The sequence below is a fragment of the Arcanobacterium phocae genome (assembly GCF_018913465.1).
GTDB lineage: Bacteria > Actinomycetota > Actinomycetes > Actinomycetales > Actinomycetaceae > Arcanobacterium > Arcanobacterium phocae_A.
The window spans coordinates 144,797-162,532 of record NZ_JABAPM010000002.1 but is presented as its reverse complement, the minus strand read 5'-3'; the positions used below and the strand labels follow the sequence as shown (position 1 = coordinate 162,532).

Sequence of the window (17,736 nt, the reverse complement as noted above, 5' to 3'; positions counted from 1 at the left end):
TCGAGGGGAGTAAAACATGGCGGACCGGCGCGAGTTCGAATCGCTTTCTGTACTGCAATGGCTAGCTAGTGCCCTCCAAGATGGCATGGGGCGGGGCGTAGGCGGTGGTATCGCAGCGCGAAAAGTGACAAACAAAAAATTGTCAAAGACTATATTTGTTGTTGTAATCGTGGCTGCAGTTCTAGCTGCGCGGTTGTTTTACTTACAGGTCATCAGTGGTCCACAACTATCAAAAACTGCTCGTGAGCTACGTAGCCAAGCGATTTCGTTGGAGGCAAAACGCGGCGATATCGTTGACGTGCACGGAGCAATTTTAGCGACGTCGATTGAACGCTATAACGTTCGTGTCAATCAGGTGGAGATAGCTAACTATCGAGAGTATAACGACGACGATACCTTGGTTGGAGCAGGAGCAGCCGCTGCAGCAAAACAGGTGGCTCCGTTGCTAGATATGGATGAGGCTGAGCTCGCTGGCATCTTCTTAGGAGGAGCGGAAAAGAACCAGTGGGAACTCGTTAAACGTGATGTTTCACCCGATAAATGGCGTGCAATTAGTAAGCTAGATATTCACGGTATATATCCTGAGCGGTATATGCAACGCTCGTATCCAAACGGCTATGTCGCAGGAAATATTCTGGGATATACCGGAGTTACTGCCGAAGACAACACTCTAGCCGGACGAGCCGGCATTGAGTCCACATACGATAAACTGCTGGCAGGTAAAAACGGGCAACTTTCGGTTGAAGTCGGGCCGGCAGGAACTGTTTTCCCGCAGGGCGCCCGAAAAGAAGTGCCTGCAGTCGATGGTGGAACTGTTAAGCTAACAATCGATCGCGATTTGCAGCTGGCTACACAAGAAGCACTAGATTCTGCAGTGCAGAAAAATCATGCTGAATGGGGTTCGGCAGTAGTTATTGAAATTGGCACTGGGCGTATCTTGGCGCTAGGAGATTCATCCGCACCAGATCCATCTAATTTGGAAAAAGTCAATCCAGAAGACTGGAATTCACGTGCTGTACAGGCAATTGTGGAACCTGGTTCAACGGGAAAAGTGATTACTCTTTCCGCGGCACTCGATAAAGGTGTCATCACCCCAACAGATACGTTCCTAGTTCCTGATCACCTTCAAATGCCAAACGGGCAGGTTATTTCGGACAATGATCACCATGCTACTGACACAATGACCGTAGCTGGAATCATCGGCAAATCATATAACACTGGTTTGGTTCAAATGGGAGACCGGGTCGATGATTCATACCGCTACAATATGCTGCATAAATTTGGAATTGGCCAAAAAACTGGTGTAGAACTTCCTGGTGAAGCGACTGGTATTCTTAATCCCTATGAGAGCTGGGATAATCGAACTCACTATACGACGATGATCGGCCAGGCTTGGGCTGCATCAACGCTACAGTTGGGGCAAATGATATCGATCATCGGAAATGATGGAGTTAAAATTCCGCTCCATATCGTGGACGGAATTTATGACAAAAAGGGTAATTTTGAGCCAACCGTTATCGGAGCTTCAGAACAAGTCGTCTCAGCTGACACAGCGAAAACAGCCAATACTATTTTGCAAGGTGTGACTAGGCCAGACTCTACCGGACGGCTGGCGTCGGTTCCGGGATACAATGTTGCTGGAAAAACTGGTACCGCAGAGGTTCCCGACGAAAACGGAAACTTAACAAAGCGAGTTGGAACCTTCGTCGGATTAATTCCTGCTGAAAAACCACAACTGGCAGTCGCAGTAGTTATATACAACGCTGCTGGAGCTGGATACGGAGCGACGACGGCGGCACCTGTTTTTGGAGACATCGGAAAGTTTGCCATGCGGTCGATGGGGGTTGCTCCATCGCAAGAGCCACTGGTGACCTATCCGTGGAGACAAAGTGAGATACCATGATTCGGCCAAAAAACGTCAAGCCCTGCCCCCTAGGGGAGGCTATTCCAGAATGTTCGGATCTAGCTACGGCTAGCCTTACTGTTACCGGTGTAACAACGGATAATCGCGCAGTACAAGCTGGCGATCTTTTTATTGGTGTTCCCGGAGTTCACAACCATGGCGCGCATTTTGCTGATGCAGCAGTTAGTGCTGGCGCTGTTGCAGTTGCTACAGACGAACTGGGTGCAGATCTGGTAGAAGCCGATATTCCCATCGTCGTCGTCCCAGATATCGCCAAAAAAGTTGGCGAGATTGCCGCTGCAATATATGGGTATCCAGCACGGAAGCTAACTACCTACGCCATTACCGGAACGAACGGCAAAACGACCACAGCATTTATGATTGATCATATTTTGCAGGCATTAGGCGAAACAACTGGCTTGATTGGGACTGTTGCGATCCGTATCGCCGGAGTAGAAGTCCCAGCCCAGCTGACAACTCCACAGCCCGCCGATTTACAAGCAATGCTGGCAGCGTTGGTTGAGGAAGGCGGGACTAGCCTCGTCATGGAGGCATCATCTCACGCGCTTGCCCAAGGTAGGATCAACCCAATCCGATTCTCCGTAGCAGGGTTTACCAATCTTACTCAAGATCATCTCGACTATCATAAGACGCTGGCTGATTATTTCGAAGCGAAAGCCCAGCTATTTGATAACAGGCATGCGCAGTCTGGGGTGGTGATAGCCGATACACGATGGGGGCAGATACTTGCTGAACGTGAAGCTGACCGAATGGATCAATTCTATACGGAGACTCGAGTGCCAGGGGCGTGGTCGGTACGCTCTCATGCAGATCACTCATTTACAGTGACGAATCCCCACGGCGAAGAAATAACCACGTATACTGCAATGCCAGGAGCTTTCAATATCAGCAACGCGGCTCTCGCAATCGCGATGGTTGCTAAAGCTGGCTATGCGCTCGATGATATTGCGAACGCACTGACTGAGAACAATGGTGTTAGTCCTACGGTTCCAGGAAGAATGGAACTAGTGGGAAAACGCCCTCGCGTCGTTGTGGATTTTGCCCATAATGAGGACGCTCTTGTTCAGGCGATCACTGCATTACAGCCAGAAACTGACGGGCGTTTGATTGTTATTACCGGATCCGCAGGAGATCGAGACAAAGAGAAAAGACCAGCGATGGCTAACGCTGTTGCTACCCGTGCTGATGTTTTAGTTATCACAGATGACGATCCGCATTCCGAAGACCCAGCTGTTATTAGATCTGAACTAATTGCTGGAATTCCGGGACAAACTAACTGGATTGAAATTGCTGATCGCACACAGGCAATTGAACAAACCATTCAGGAAGCGCAACCGGAAGATACTATACTTATTGCCGGACGAGGCCACGAACGTTTCCAAGATATGAATGGGACGCTAATTGAGCTTGACGATCGTGACGTTGCCCGCGCTGCACTCGCCAGACGAAAGGCACAAGGATGATCAAGACGACTCTCGAACAGATCGCGAACGTCGTCGATGGTAATTTCCCATCGTCAGCAGAATCTGCGGCACTACCAGTTAGTGCAGTTGCAACTGATAATCGCCAGATAACTGGCGGTGAGTTATTTGTTGCGATCGCTGGCGAACGCGTTGACGGAAATCGCTTTGCCGCTACTGCTTTAACAGCTGGCGCTAGCGGAGTGTTAACTGCAGATCGAGCAGCTGCACAAGCTAGTGGGGCTCCTGCAGAGCGGATTATTACTGTAGTAGATCCAATTCTTGCTTTAGGGAAAATCGCGCATGACCAAGAACAAGCCGTGCGGAAATCTGGTCAACCCAATTTTAAAGTCATCGGTGTAACTGGATCGGTTGGTAAAACAACCACTAAAGATCTTCTTGCTGATCTCCTTAGTTGGCGCGGACCAATAATTGCTCCACCAGGCTCATTTAACAATGAACTTGGCCTTCCTTTAACGGTATTACGTGCCAATGAAAATACTGCTACTTTGGTGCTCGAGATGGGCGCTGACCATATTGGTAACTTGGACTACCTCACGGGCATCGCCGCTCCAGACATTTCGGTAGTTTTAGCCGTTGCCCGCGCTCATCTTGGCGAATTTGGTGGTATCGAAAACGTTGCCAAGGCCAAATCAGAATTAGTAACCGGAACGCGAAGTGATGGGGTTGTCGTCTTAAATTATGACGATGAACGAGTACGAGCGATGGCTAGACTGGCTCCCGGAAAAGTGGTTTTCTTTTCGGTGTCGGGTCAATATCGCGAGGGCGTTTGGGCATCTAATATTGCAACTGATCCTACTGGCAAAGCAACGTTCACTCTGCATCACGCAGGCGAGGCGGCACAAGTAGCCTTGAATCTGGTAGGAACTCATCATGTTGCTAATGCACTTGCTGCCGCAACCGTAGCCATTGAGCTCGGGGCAACGGTCGCTGATTGCGCCACGCGGCTATCGCAAGCACGCGCAGATAGTCCGCATCGGATGGACGTCTGGGACTCGGCAGGTGTGAGAATTATTGACGATTCGTACAATGCGAATCCTGATTCGATGCGAGCAGGACTCCAGGCTCTCGCTCATATCGGTCAAGGCCAGCGGACTATCGCTGTGCTAGGGCAGATGCTGGAGCTTGGCGAAGCATCTGCTTCGGAGCATGAATCCATCGGGCATACGGTTGCTGATTTAGGAATAGACATACTTATTGCGCTAGGTGACGGCGTAGAAACGATGGCGCTTGCAGCTCAGAATGATGGCGTTGAAGTACATCAAGTCGCAGATATAAGCGAAGCTCGGCTTTTGCTTGATAGGCTAGTCTGTGACGGCGATGTCGTTTTACTAAAAGGTTCAAATGGTTCTGGGGTGTGGCAGCTCGCAGATGCGCTAAAGGAGAAAGATCGCTAAATGCTCGCGATTCTTATTGCACTTGGTACAGCACTAGTTGTTTCGTTGCTCGGCACGCCACTTTTTATCAGAGTGCTAGAACGCCGATCCTACGGTCAGTTCATTCGAGAGGACGGCCCGACGACTCATCTTGTCAAGCGTGGCACCCCGACTATGGGTGGAGTTGTCATTATTGGAGCCACCGTTATTGGTTGGGCAGTTGCAAACATTGTGATGCAACGAGTACCGCAAGTTTCAGGGTTCTTACTCTTAGGACTGATGATCGGCATGGGTCTGGTCGGATTTCTAGACGACTTTATTAAAGTCAGCAAGGAACGCTCGCTCGGGCTTACTCCGCGTGCAAAAATGATCGGGCTGGGAACAGTAGGAATCGCATTTTCGGTTCTGGCCCTGCAATTTCATAACGATATGAACCGGACTCCGGGATCAACTGCTGTTTCGCTAGTGCGTGATCTGCCAATTAACTTTGGTGTCTGGGGCCCGGTGGCAGGTCTCATCCTCTTCATTATCTGGGCTAACTTCCTCATCAGTGCTTGGTCTAATGCCGTTAATCTGACAGACGGATTGGATGGTCTTGCTGCTGGTGCTTCAATGCTCGCATTTGGAGCCTACACTGTCGTTGGAATCTGGCAGTATTACCAGACGTGTGAATCCCTCGTAGCTGCAAGCCCGGGATGCTATGACGTCAGAGATCCGCGTGAGATTGCTATTATTTGCGCCGCTATAGTTGGTGCATGCTTTGGTTTCCTTTGGCACAATACATCACCAGCCGCGATTTTTATGGGAGACACTGGTTCATTGGCTTTAGGCGGCGCATTCGCAGGAGTCTCTATCCTAACTCGCACTGAGATCCTTGCTGTTTTACTTGGCGGCCTCTTCGTTATCATCGTATTTTCTGATGTTATTCAAATCGGCATGTTTAAACTGACTGGCCGACGCGTATTCCGAATGGCTCCGTTACATCATCATTTCGAGCTTAAGGGCTGGAAAGAAGTCACAATCGTGGTACGGTTCTGGCTCATTCAAGGTTTGTTTATTTCTACCGGAATGTTTTTGTTTTACGCAGAATGGTTGGCTCAACAGTGACTCTTTCAATTCCAGGCGCGAGCACATTTGACGGCAAACGAATTGCCATCGTCGGCATGGGTTTATCTGGGCGGGCATCAATTCAAGCGTTGCACCAACACACCAGAGCCTTACTAGGTGCGTGGGATGCGCGGGCGCAGGCTTTAGAAACTCTGGACTCAGCAATGTTAGACATATGCATGGGCATCGCAGAACCTGAGCATCTCATCGAATCAGTTCTAGAATGGAACCCTGACATTGTCATCATTGCACCCGGATTTCGGCAAACAGGGGTCGAGTGGCGTCGCTTGCGCCAAGCTGGAATTCCAGTCTGGTCAGAAATCGAGCTTGCTTGGCACTTGCGAGCCTGTGACGAAAACGGTCAGTATGCTCCGTGGCTTTGTATCACTGGTACGAACGGCAAAACCACAACGGTAACAATGCTCGAAACCATACTCAACAGTGCTGGTCTACGGGCACTGGCAGTGGGAAATGTTGGGACGCCTGCAGTGACTGCTGTTAGTGATACGTCAAGCGAAGCTCCCAACGCATTTGCTTTTGAGCTGTCATCGTTCCAGCTAGCCGCCACCTACTCGATGGAACCAACTGCTTCAGTGGTGCTGAACGTTGCGGACGATCACCTCGAATGGCATGAAAATCGCGATGAGTATGCTGCTGCCAAAGCTTCGATCTACGAGCGTACTCATCGGGCCTGTGTCTTTCCACTTAATGATTCGATCGTGCAAGCTATGGTTGATAACGCAGATGTTATCGAAGGCGCACGCGCTATTGGTGTTTCACTAGGGGTACCGAGTATCGGTGAAATTGGCATAGTTGATGACATCGTCGTCGACCGTGCGTTTGGTGATCGACGTCAATCTCAGGCACAAGAACTGTTTACTATCGATGACATCATGCACTTGGCGCCGCAAGGATATGATCTGCCAGTACATATCGTAAAGGACGCAATGATGGCCGCTACCTTGGCACGTTCGATCGGCACCTCGCCGGCGGCTATCCGCGAAGGTTTGCGCCGTTTCCATCCAGATGCGCATCGTATCGAATTTGTTGCTCAGCGTGCTGGCGTAGCGTATATCGATGACTCGAAAGCGACGAACGCACATGCTGCGCAAGCATCGTTATTAGTACAAAAGCCAGCGAGTACAATTTGGATCGCAGGTGGGTTAGCAAAAGGCTCACAGTTCGAAAACCTCGTGGAACGTGTAGCGGATCGTTTAGCCGGTGTTATTGTGATCGGAACCGATCAAGAGCCATGGCGTGCCGCATTAGATAATCTGAGTGTTCCAGTAGTATTTATTGATACAACAAGTAATGAGCCGATGCATGAAGCTGTCGCTCATGCACATAGCCTAGCTCGTCCCGGACAAACAGTTTTGTTGGCCCCGGCGTGCGCATCCCAAGATCAGTTCACCAGTTACGCTGATCGAGGCAATAGGTTTGCTCAAGACGTTCGTGAATTGGTGGTAGCTGGCGAGGAGGAATAATGAATCATTACGAGCCAGCAGACACACTGTCTCCAACGGATCTGGCACGTCGCAATGTCATTCTTCAATCCTTGCTGTTAATGGTTGCATCGGCACTCATGTTGATGACCATCGGTGTATTCATGGTTTTTTCCGCGACTGCTCCGTCATCAATCTCGGCCGTGTCACGCGATCCTTCGACTCCGCTTTTTGCAGTGGCACTTCGGCAGTCTATTTATGCGGTCATCGGTATTATCGGGGCAGGCGTACTTACTGCTATTCCTTATAAGCTCCTGCAACGAGTAGCTATAATTCCTTTTATACTAGGTGTCATACTACAGACACTAGTCCTGCTACAGGGCGGCGAAGGAGTTGCTGGTAACAATAACTGGCTTCGGCTAGGAAGTTTTGCGTTGCAGCCGTCTGAGTTTTTGAAACTCGCCATGATTATCTGGCTTGCAATGATGCTTGCACGCCTGACCGTTCCGGAAATCCAAACATCAAAGACAATTGTTATTCCGACCATCGGCTTTTTGCTAGCTACTGGTGTGGTTGTTCTTGGTGGAGACGTCGGTACCGGACTGGTATTCGTCCTTATTGGTGGAGGCATGATTTGGCTGGCCGGGTTGCGTGGCAGACAGCTCATTCGGCCGGCTTATGGATTCATATTTTTGGCCACGATTCTTGTTGTTATACGGCCTTCGCGTCTATACCGTGTGGGTGATTATCTTACTAATCTGTTTACTCTGCCAGACCAGATTACCCCGACGCAGTCAGACTACGCACTATTTGCTTTTGGGTCTGGCGGGGTAACCGGTGCTGGTCTGGGAGCAGGCAAAGAAAAATGGCGTGACCTTGCTGAGGCGCATACCGATTTTATTTTTGCCGTTATTGGTGAAGAACTTGGAATGATCGGTGCATTCACCATTATTTTATTGTTCTTGGCATTGGGGTGGGCGTTGTTACGTATAGCTATGAACCACCATGATCGTTATGCGCAGCTCCTAGCTGTGGGAGCGTCGTTGTGGCTATGTGGGCAAGCGTTCGCAAATATGTGGGTTGTTACTGGTCTGCTTCCGGTGTTCGGAATTCCGTTGCCGTTTGTCTCCATGGGAGGCTCGTCGATGATGGCGACTGTATGGATGCTCGGGGTAGTGGCGGCGACAGCTTTAGATGTACCAGGTGTTCGGGAAAGTTTTACGACACGTCGTGGCTTAGTCCGGCATGCTCGGGCCCTTATTCGGAGGAAGAGATGAAACTTAGTGTTGTTTTATGCGGCGGGGGAACTGCTGGACACGTCAATCCTTTAATTGCTACTGCGCAGGCTATGCAACGGGTGGCTCCCGATGCTCGCATTACTGCGGTAGGCACTGCCGGCGGACTCGAAAACGAGTTAGTGCCATCAGCTGGTTTTGACTTACGACTTATCGAAAAAGTTCCGTTTCCACGGCGTCTGAATCGTGATGCTATCCGGTTTCCCGCTCGGTTCCGCTTAGCGGTGAAACAAGCTCGGGAAATTTTGGTGGAGACGCAAGCCACCTGCGTTGTTGGTTTCGGCGGCTATGCATCCTCACCTATGTACCGGGCGGCTCTCAAAGAGGGCGTGCCGTTTATCGTCCACGAGGCTAATGCGGTTCCGGGGCTGGCAAACAAGCTGGGAGCACGTTCAGCGAATCTCGTCGGGCTGACATTCCCGTCTACTCCGCTGGTCGCGACGAAGGGCGTAACAGTTACCGTAGGCTTGCCGTTGCGGCCAAAAATTGCCGAATTGGCGACTGCAGATGAGGCCAGCTTGCAGCGGCGACGTGCCGAGGTTGCACAGCGTTTTGGACTAGATCCAGCTAAGCCGATCGTCGTCGTCTCAGGTGGATCCTTGGGCGCCGTTCGCTTGAATGAAACAATGAGCGTAGCTGGGCCCCAGCTAGACGCACAGATATTACACATCACAGGTAAAGGTAAAGACGACGACGTGCGATCCGTCGTCGGCGATCACTCCGGTTACGTTGTCCTAGATTACTTAACCACGATGGAAGACGCATATGCCATCGCCGACGTTCTCGTGGCGAGAGCTGGAGCAGGTATGGTGTCGGAAGCCTCAACACTAGGGATCCCAACTGTTTTTGTTCCACTTCCGATCGGTAACGGGGAACAAGCCCGCAACGCTCGTGATGTGGTGGCTGCTGGCGGTGCAGTTCTGGTTGACAACCAAGATTTCACGCCCCAGTGGGTACTTGAGCATCTTCCTGCTCTTCTTGATAGTTCTCAGCGAGAGAAAATGAGTGTGGCTGCTCGATCTGTTGCGCCGTCAGATGCGGCATCAAAACTTGCTCAATTTGCTGCTGAAATTGTGGAGGCGTAATGAAGTTTCATCTTATTGGCATTGGCGGAGCCGGTATGAACGTGGTAGCTCGATTGTTACGTTCTGAAGGCCACGACGTGAGCGGTAGCGATCGTCAAAGCTCGGCAGTACTCGATGATTTGCAAGCGATGGGGATCACTACCTTTGTGGGACATGACCGCAAACATGTGCCACACGATGCCATCGTTGTTCGGTCCACTGCAGTCAAGCCATCTAATCCGGAGCTTGAAGTTGCGGTCGAACGCCATCAATCAATCTGGCACCGTTCAGAAGCACTCGCATTTGCTGCCGGTTCTCGCGATTTTATTGCAGTGGCGGGGGCACATGGAAAGACATCTACCTCGGCTATGATTTCAGTTGCGCTGACTGAGCTAGGAGCAGATCCGTCACGCGCGATTGGTGGGCACCTTGCCGGCGGAGAACCCGGGGGATACTTAGGATCGGGACCTGCGATAGTTGCCGAAGCTGACGAATCCGATGGATCTTTCTTGAACTACCAGCCGCGGGTCGCATTAGTAACTAATGTTGAACCTGATCATTTGGATCACTACGGAACTCCAGCAGCGTTCGCGCAGGCTTTTGTGGACTTTGCACAGCGAATAGTTCCTGGTGGCTTGCTGGTGTGTTGTACTGATGACCCTGGTGCTGCCGATCTTGCGCATCGGGCGTGTGAACTCGGTATTCGGGTGGCAACGTATGGGACGAAGCCCCACGAGGGGGACCACACTTTGATCCGGGAGCTTCATTCAGGTTTGGCTGGCGGACGAGCCGTTGTGAACCGAGCAGATCAACAGACGACGATCGAACTAGCTGTGCCTGGCGAACATATGGTGCTCAACGCTGTAGGTGCTTGGCTAGTTTGTTGTGATCTTGGATTTGATGGGCAACAAATAGCGGAGGCGTTAAAGCATTTTTACGGCACTGGCCGTCGTTTTGAGCTTGCTGGGGAAGTACGTGGGATTCGGGTTATTGATGATTACGCGCATCATCCGACCGAAGTCGCGGCCACGTTACAGACGGCGAAGTCGGTTACCTCTGGGCGGGTAAAAGTAGTGTTCCAGCCGCATTTGTATTCGCGTACACGAAATTTTGCGGCAGAATTTGCGCAGGCATTGGATATTGCCGACGACGTTATCGTGACTTCGGTATATGCTGCTCGTGAGGTTCCTGAGGATGGTTCACAGGCTGACGTCATCACCGCCCATTCTGCTAAAGCTCAGTTTGTGCCAGATAAGAGCGATGCGGCACGGATGATTGTTGCCGATGCTGGTCCCGGAGATCTTATTATGACGATGGGAGCCGGTGATATCTACACTATGGCGCCATTGATTATTAGCGAGCTGGAAAGATGAGAACGCCAGGGAAACCACGCAAACCGAGGAAGTTGGCAAACTCGAAGTCAGAACAAGCTCAGGGCGGAGTAGCGCCAATCAACGAGATGCGAGATTTTGCGCAGGATGTTGTTCCTACTGCATTAGTTGATACTGAGGATTATATCGACGTCGAGGATGACATCGAGCCGATTATCGATGAGCATTCGAATGTCGAAGATCTAAAACCAGCTGTGCGGCCAGTCGAGTTAAGCGAACGACGTCAAGAGCGTCGTGCGGAGCGTCGTCGTATTCGCCTCAAACAATCTGGATACGTGCTAGGCGCAGTGAGTGGATTTCTGCTTATTTTGTGGATAATTTTGTTTTCGCCATTGTTTGCCTATGAATATCATGTGGGAGACATTCGCGGTTTAGCTGACAATTCCATTGTCGATAAGAACAAACTAGCTGATGTGCTGAAATCGCACAATGGTGAGCATGTTCTGTTATTTGATGACGAGAAGCTTCAAGCAGATGTGGAGAACACTATTGCCGAAGTGGATAGGATTTCGTCGGTGTATCGCTTCCCCAATAGGCTAGCATTCGATGTGGTAGCCCATGTGCCAGTTGCATGCGTAGTTGATGGGGAGGAGTGCCAGGGAATTGCTCAAGATGGAACAAAGCTCACAGTTCCATCGGATCAATTGGCATCCTTACCGAAGATCAAAGGTTTTCCGGAAGATATTGATCGTAAGGACGCTATGACGGCGGTGATGAGTGTGCTTGACGCGTTACCAGATGATTTTCGGGCAACGATTTCTCAACTGAGTATCGACCAGCATCAGATGGTTCAGTTAACGCTAACTGATGGACGAACAGTGGCGTGGGGTAAATCTGAAGAAAATGAGCGCAAAGCCAAGATTTTAGCTTCATTACTCGGTTTAGAGGCAAAATTTATTGATATATCGGCACCAAATGCGCCAGTGACGAGTAACTAATTTTGCAACACACCGTCTAGGGTGTTGCAACTGGGTCGATAATTCTCTAACTTTTGCGCGAGGTTGGAAGCTTAAAACTTCAAGTTTGACTTGAGGTTTCCGATAAGGGAAATGAGAAATATGTTTAATAGCAACGCAAACATCAAAGTTGTTGGTGTTGGTGGAGGCGGAGTTAACGCTGTTGATCGCATGGTGCAAGACGGTCTTGTTGGCGTTGATTTTGTTGCAGTAAATACTGACAACCAGAGTCTGGCAAAATCCGAAGCTGAAACAAAACTCGATATCGGTCGTGATATTTCTAATGGTCTTGGCGCTGGTGCTGACCCGACGGTGGGACGCCGGGCTGCCGAAGAAAACGCCGATACCATCCAGGAGACGCTTAAAGACGCCGATATGGTTTTTGTGACGGCTGGTGAAGGCGGTGGCACCGGAACTGGTGCTGCTCCAGTTGTTGCACAGATCTCGCGTGATTTAGGTGCGCTGACCATCGGCGTTGTTACCCGGCCATTCACTTTTGAGGGCCGTCAGCGGGCAAATAATGCGGATTCGGGTATTGCTGCTCTCCGCGAAGCAGTTGATACTCTGATTGTTATCCCCAATGATCGACTCTTGCAGATTTCAGAAGAATCGTTGTCGATTATCGAAGCTTATCGCTTAGCTGATCAAGTCCTACGTTCCGGTGTTCAAGGAATTTCGGATCTCATTACTAAGCCGGGTCTGGTCAACCTCGATTTTGCTGATGTAAAAGCAATTATGAAGGACGCTGGCACCGCACTAATGGGAATTGGTGTCGCTACTGGCGAAGATCGTGCAATGCGTGCCGCGGAGATGGCTATTTCTTCGCCACTACTTGAAGCCCGGATTGATGGCGCCCGCGGTGTTCTGTTGGCTTACACCGTTTCAGAAAGCTTCGGCCTATACGAGCTAGCACAAGCCTCCGACCTGATCAAAGAATCCGTAGCTGATGACGCCAACATCATTGTGGGTGTCACGATTGATGACAACGTTGGCGATGAAGTCCGGTTGACTGTCATTGCTGCTGGTTTCGATCAGGAAAACGATTATCTTCTTGCTCAAACACAGAAGCGTACTCCTGGCGAAGTGCAACAGGAAACGCGTGCAAAGCATGTTATGACCGAGCCAGTGGCGCATGTTGAGAAGCCTGCTACTCCGGTTGCTACGCCGGCGCCTGCTCCTGCTCCGCAAGAGCCAGTTGCTCCAGTCGTGCCGCAGGCGCCGACGTCGTTAGACGTCCCGCCAACTTTGGAAGAAGAAAAGTTTAACCGTCGTCCAGACCTTGATATTCCAGATTTCCTCGTAAACGGCAACTAAGCTGTTTCAAGTTTCCAACTGTGGAGGCTGCATTGCGTTGGGCGTAGTGCAGCCTCTTCCTCATATTCCTATGAATGAGCCAACTATGTTTGATGAGATAACATCCAATATTAAAGCGGGATTTACTACTGTGCATGGCGGAGTTTCATGCGGATCTTACCAGAGTGCGAATCTGGGATTTCATGTGGGAGACAATCCAGAACGAGTGGTGTGTAATCGTCATCGGCTCGAAGATTATATTGGGATGCCGCTGGTGTGGATGGAGCAAGTGCATGGCAGCCATATTCACTCTATAGGGGGCTGCGATCCTGTGGAGCTGGCGGTAGACGAGTATGGTTTTCTTACTGTGGGGAAAGCCGATGGAATTTTCTTAGAGCCGGAAGCTGTTCCGGCAACTGGTCTTGCGTTGGCTGTGATGGTGGCTGACTGTGTTCCGGTCCTCATAGCCGATCGTCAGGAAGAACGGATTGCCGCCGTCCATATGGGACGAAGAGGGATGGAGAGGCAGATCCTTGCTAAAGCATTAAAGATGTTTCTTGATCGAGGATCACGTGCCGAAAATATTGATGTTCGATTTGGCCCGCATATCTGTGCGCGCTGTTACGAAGTGTCTCAAGACGTTTATCAATCGTCGATACCTGAAGCTCAGTGCGATACACGCTGGGGTACTCGTGGGATAGACATGACTGCTGGAGGTGTAGCGCAAGCACATCAGCTGGGGATTAACAGTGTACTAGTGGATAGTGAGTGCACTTATGAGAATGATCTGTATTTTTCGCATCGAGTTGCTTCCAAGCGTGGGGAACAGGCTGGTCGGTTTGCGGGAGTGATCTCATATAAACCACACGACACACCTACAAAATACTAGGTTTTTGAAGTATTTAAGCATAGCTTTAGGGAAGAAGCGGAACAAAGGAGAGCAACATGGGAATCTTTGAGCGGATCACAGCTAAGGCAACGCCCTATGAAGAAGATGGCGAATTTGAAGCGTACGATCAGTATTCGGATGACAACTACTATGAAGAAGATGATTCGCAGTTAGCTCCGGTGCATTCGATTCCTTCTGTTCCTGAAGTTGCTCGTATTGTTACAGTGTGGGTGACTGATTTTAAGGGCGTTAAAGATTTTGCTACTGAATATCGTCAAGGTCTGCCGGTAATCTTAAACCTTTCTGATGCCAACAATGACGATCGTAAGCGAATCGTTGATTTTGCTCTTGGTCTCGTTTTTGGGCTTGAGGGAGCTTTCTCGAGAATTTCAGAAGATGTTTTCCTGCTAACTCCGCATTCAGTCAAGCTGGATTCAATGGGTGCTGACGAACCACATAACTTCGGGTGATAATGTCGTATTTCCTTCTCTCCATTATCTACCTTTGTAGTATCTATACCTTTGTCCTCTTTGGACGCGTCATCGTTGATCTAGGTCTGACGTTAGTGCGCGATTGGCGTCCAGAAGGAGTGGTGCTCCTGGTTGTCAATGCCATCTACTTCTTAACAGATCCTCCGTTGCGGGCAGTTAACCGAATAATACCTCCGCTTCGGCTAGGCGGGATAGCCCTAGATTTAGGATTCATCCTGGTGTTTGTTGCAGTGCGACTTATTCAAAATATCGCGATTAGCTTATTATGATCAGGATCTTGGGTATTTCTACCTATATTTAAAGTTTTTTATGGGGGGAATGACCTATTTCTTTATGAAAAAGTTATGAAATTGATTCTAAATTACCCTCTAGGCAGGTTCCTCTAGTAATCTATCGTGGTAGATACTCAATACGGAGTACGTGAATTTATAAACGAGGTGAATAATGGCTCAGCTTACTGAACAGGATGTTGTGAACAAGCAGTTCAAGGAGCCCGCTTCCGTCGCGGAAGGCTACGATCAGGATGATGTCGACTTTTTCCTTGATGAAGTCGCCGAGACGATCGCAAAGCTCACTGCTGAGAAAGCAGAACTGGAAGAGAAGCTAGCTCGCGCTCAGGCTCGAGTGACTGAACTTGAAAATGCTCAAGGACTTGCTCAGCCACAGGCTGCAGCTGCAGCACCATCTGACGCTACTGCCACCGCCGCATTAGCTCCGATTAGTGCAAACGATGAGGCTTCGCAGGCAACATCTGTTTTGGCTATGGCAAAGCAATTGCATGATAAGTTCGTTGCTGATGGCAAGGCAGAAAATGAACGGTTGATCGCTGAAGGCGAAGCTGAGAAGGTTCGTATCGTCACTGAAGCTGAGGACATTCACAACCGTACTCTTACCAAGCTTGAAGAAGAGCGTTCTCTTATTGAACGCAAGATTGCTGAACTCCGCGATTTCGAGCGCGACTACCGCACTCGTCTCAAGAGCTACTTGGAGTCGTTGCTACACAACGTCGATTCCAACCAGCAGTAATCCTTTTGATATTAGTGGTGCCGGTGCGATTGTGCCGGCACCACTAATATATGCACTAATCCTTTGTTAGAATCACTAGGTGACGAAAAAGAATCTTGTGTTGGCAGCGTTTATCGCAGCAGTTGTTGTCCTTGTTGATCAGTTGTCTAAAATCTGGGCGCTTACCGCATTATCTGACGGACAAACGATTCCAGTTATCGGTGACTTTATTAGTTTGCATCTAGTCTTTAATCCCGGAGCAGCTTTCTCATTTCTTGATAATGCGACTTGGGTCTTCACCATACTCGGTACTATTTTCGTCGTAGGTGCACTGTTTTTTATCCGCCGGTTGCACACTGCGTCGCTTCTTTACACTGCCGCAGTTATCTGGGGTGGAGCTCTAGGTAACCTTATTGATCGTTTTGTGCGTCCGCCAGGATTCGCGCGAGGGCACGTCATTGATTTTATTCAGTATTCGGACTGGTTCATCGGTAACATTGCAGATATTGCGCTTGTGGCAGGTTTTGGTGTTCTCATCCTTATAGAGATAATTAAGACGGATACAGCACCGACTCTTACTGAGGATACGGAGCAGGAATGACGCATACCTACTTTATCCCCGATGGATTCGCGGGCGAGCGTCTTGATGCTGCGCTAGCAAAGATGACCGGACTTTCGCGGTCAAAAATAGTGGACCTTATTCTTTCTGGCGACGTACTAGTTGATGGCAAAGCTCCTGGAAAATCAGATCGTGCTATAGCTGGCACGATAGCTGAAGTCTCTATTCCGGCTCCGCCATCGACAGAGCCCGAGCTTACGCCAGTAGAGGGTATGGGGATCCTGTACGAAGATGAGGACATTATCATCGTCGATAAACCAGCTGGTGTGGCTGCTCATGCATCGCACAACTTTGACGGACCAAACGTGTTGGGAGCCCTATTAGCTAGTGGAGTTCGCTTGTCAACGTCAGGTCCGCAAGAGCGGATGGGGATTGTACATCGGCTCGATGTAGGTACAACGGGAGCAATGGTAGTTGCTAAATCCGAGCTTGCTTATACTATGCTCAAGCGAGCTTTTCGGGATCGGACAGTTACAAAAATCTACCATGCTTTAGTACAGGGCCATCCGGATCCCATGCGCGGAACTGTGGAGGCTCCAATTGCACGAGACCATCGTCATCAGTGGAAGATGAGTGTGCGTGCTGATGGTAAGCACTCGGTCACGCATTATGACACTATCGAAGCAATGGCTGGCGCGAGCCTGTTAGAAGTTCATCTTGAAACGGGACGTACCCATCAAATTAGGGTGCATATGAGTGCGTTGAAGCATCCATGTGTGGGTGATGATATGTACGGTGCTGATCCGAGGTTATCTGAACGACTGGGCTTGGATCGGCAGTGGCTCCACGCTGTTCGGCTCGGGTTTGATCATCCGCGTACTGGACACTACGTAGAGGTTGAATCTCGGTATCCAGCAGATCTGCAATCCGCCCTCAACCAGATGAGGAACGGCACCCTGTGACCGTGATTAAGCATTTGAGTGGCAATGACGATTTGTCTTCGGTGCTTGCGTTGCGCCTCGAAGTATTCGTTTGTGAACAGAATGTGCCAGTTGAGCTCGAAAAAGATCAGATAGACACAGCAAGCGGAACGTTTCATGTGGCAGTGCTAGACGACGAACAGCGCGTCATTGGAACGGGACGGATTTTCCGGGATGACGACGGACGAGTACACATCGGTAGAGTGGCGGTTAAACGTGAATTCCGTGGTGGCGGAATTGGCGAAGCAGTCATGTCTGAGCTCGCTGGGCTGGCGTTATCTGAGTTTAGCTCTCAGGGTTTGGTGACGATTTATTTGTTTGCTCAGCGTGCGGCTATTGGTTTCTATGAGCATTTAGGTTATGTTATTGAGTCTGATGACATTGTTCTGGATGCTGGAATTGAGCATAAACTGATGAGCCGTGTTTTTAGCGTGTGCGAATTTCAACGTCAATGAACCAGACATGTGGTGGATGCAGTCATTA

Annotated in this window: 17 protein-coding genes; all 17 read left to right on the top strand. The window is 49.9% G+C overall.

Features of this window, described 5'->3' with window-relative positions; translation table 11 throughout:
- Positions 1-16: 16 nt before the first annotated feature.
- The 17 genes from KSO86_RS03320 (at position 17) to KSO86_RS03240 (ending at position 17,708) form a co-directional block, all read left to right on the top strand.
- Positions 17-1,903, top strand: coding sequence for a peptidoglycan D,D-transpeptidase FtsI family protein (locus KSO86_RS03320; protein WP_216378948.1), 1,887 nt, complete (start codon positions 17-19; stop codon positions 1,901-1,903).
- Entirely contained in the window at positions 1,900-3,387 is a 1,488-nt protein-coding gene (locus tag KSO86_RS03315; protein WP_216378949.1) for a UDP-N-acetylmuramoyl-L-alanyl-D-glutamate--2,6-diaminopimelate ligase, read from the top strand. Before KSO86_RS03320 ends, KSO86_RS03315 begins: the two co-directional genes overlap by 4 nt.
- Positions 3,384-4,802 (top strand): UDP-N-acetylmuramoyl-tripeptide--D-alanyl-D-alanine ligase, encoded by a 1,419-nt coding sequence (locus KSO86_RS03310; protein ID WP_216378950.1) that lies wholly within the window; start codon positions 3,384-3,386, stop codon positions 4,800-4,802. Before KSO86_RS03315 ends, KSO86_RS03310 begins: the two co-directional genes overlap by 4 nt.
- Positions 4,803-5,888, top strand: coding sequence for a phospho-N-acetylmuramoyl-pentapeptide-transferase (gene mraY / locus KSO86_RS03305; protein WP_216378951.1), 1,086 nt, complete (start codon positions 4,803-4,805; stop codon positions 5,886-5,888).
- Positions 5,885-7,372, top strand: a complete 1,488-nt coding sequence (gene murD / locus KSO86_RS03300) for a UDP-N-acetylmuramoyl-L-alanine--D-glutamate ligase (RefSeq protein ID WP_366493464.1) — start codon at positions 5,885-5,887, stop codon at positions 7,370-7,372. Before mraY ends, murD begins: the two co-directional genes overlap by 4 nt.
- Positions 7,372-8,607: an FtsW/RodA/SpoVE family cell cycle protein gene (locus KSO86_RS03295; RefSeq protein WP_216378953.1), complete on the top strand. Its 1,236-nt coding sequence runs from the start codon at positions 7,372-7,374 to the stop codon at positions 8,605-8,607. Before murD ends, KSO86_RS03295 begins: the two co-directional genes overlap by 1 nt.
- Positions 8,604-9,710, top strand: a complete 1,107-nt coding sequence (locus tag KSO86_RS03290; RefSeq protein WP_216378954.1) for a UDP-N-acetylglucosamine--N-acetylmuramyl-(pentapeptide) pyrophosphoryl-undecaprenol N-acetylglucosamine transferase — start codon at positions 8,604-8,606, stop codon at positions 9,708-9,710. Before KSO86_RS03295 ends, KSO86_RS03290 begins: the two co-directional genes overlap by 4 nt.
- A complete protein-coding gene (gene murC, locus KSO86_RS03285) occupies positions 9,710-11,062 on the top strand; it encodes a UDP-N-acetylmuramate--L-alanine ligase (protein WP_216378955.1) in 1,353 nt (450 codons plus the stop codon). Before KSO86_RS03290 ends, murC begins: the two co-directional genes overlap by 1 nt.
- Before the next feature lie 32 nt (positions 11,063-11,094).
- The gene (locus KSO86_RS03280) at positions 11,095-12,018 is read left to right on the top strand and encodes a cell division protein FtsQ/DivIB (protein ID WP_216378956.1); all 924 of its coding nucleotides are present in this window, start codon (positions 11,095-11,097) and stop codon (positions 12,016-12,018) included.
- 120 nt (positions 12,019-12,138) lie between these two features.
- Positions 12,139-13,350 carry a cell division protein FtsZ gene (gene ftsZ, locus KSO86_RS03275; protein WP_216378957.1) on the top strand — a complete coding sequence of 404 codons (1,212 nt, stop codon included), beginning with the start codon at positions 12,139-12,141 and terminating at the stop codon, positions 13,348-13,350.
- 70 nt (positions 13,351-13,420) lie between these two features.
- Positions 13,421-14,218, top strand: a complete 798-nt coding sequence (locus KSO86_RS03270) for a purine nucleoside phosphorylase YfiH/LACC1 family protein (RefSeq protein ID WP_216378958.1) — start codon at positions 13,421-13,423, stop codon at positions 14,216-14,218.
- A gap of 56 nt (positions 14,219-14,274) precedes the next feature.
- The gene (locus KSO86_RS03265) at positions 14,275-14,688 is read left to right on the top strand and encodes a cell division protein SepF (protein WP_216378959.1); all 414 of its coding nucleotides are present in this window, start codon (positions 14,275-14,277) and stop codon (positions 14,686-14,688) included.
- A gap of 2 nt (positions 14,689-14,690) precedes the next feature.
- Positions 14,691-14,978, top strand: coding sequence for a YggT family protein (locus tag KSO86_RS03260; RefSeq protein ID WP_216378960.1), 288 nt, complete (start codon positions 14,691-14,693; stop codon positions 14,976-14,978).
- A gap of 175 nt (positions 14,979-15,153) precedes the next feature.
- Positions 15,154-15,735: a DivIVA domain-containing protein gene (locus tag KSO86_RS03255; RefSeq protein WP_091281901.1), complete on the top strand. Its 582-nt coding sequence runs from the start codon at positions 15,154-15,156 to the stop codon at positions 15,733-15,735.
- A 79-nt stretch (positions 15,736-15,814) separates the two neighbouring features.
- Positions 15,815-16,315, top strand: coding sequence for a signal peptidase II (gene lspA / locus KSO86_RS03250; RefSeq protein WP_366493469.1), 501 nt, complete (start codon positions 15,815-15,817; stop codon positions 16,313-16,315).
- Positions 16,312-17,235: an RluA family pseudouridine synthase gene (locus KSO86_RS03245; protein ID WP_216378961.1), complete on the top strand. Its 924-nt coding sequence runs from the start codon at positions 16,312-16,314 to the stop codon at positions 17,233-17,235. Before lspA ends, KSO86_RS03245 begins: the two co-directional genes overlap by 4 nt.
- Before the next feature lie 2 nt (positions 17,236-17,237).
- Positions 17,238-17,708 carry a GNAT family N-acetyltransferase gene (locus KSO86_RS03240; RefSeq protein WP_216378962.1) on the top strand — a complete coding sequence of 157 codons (471 nt, stop codon included), beginning with the start codon at positions 17,238-17,240 and terminating at the stop codon, positions 17,706-17,708.
- Positions 17,709-17,736: the final 28 nt, after the last annotated feature.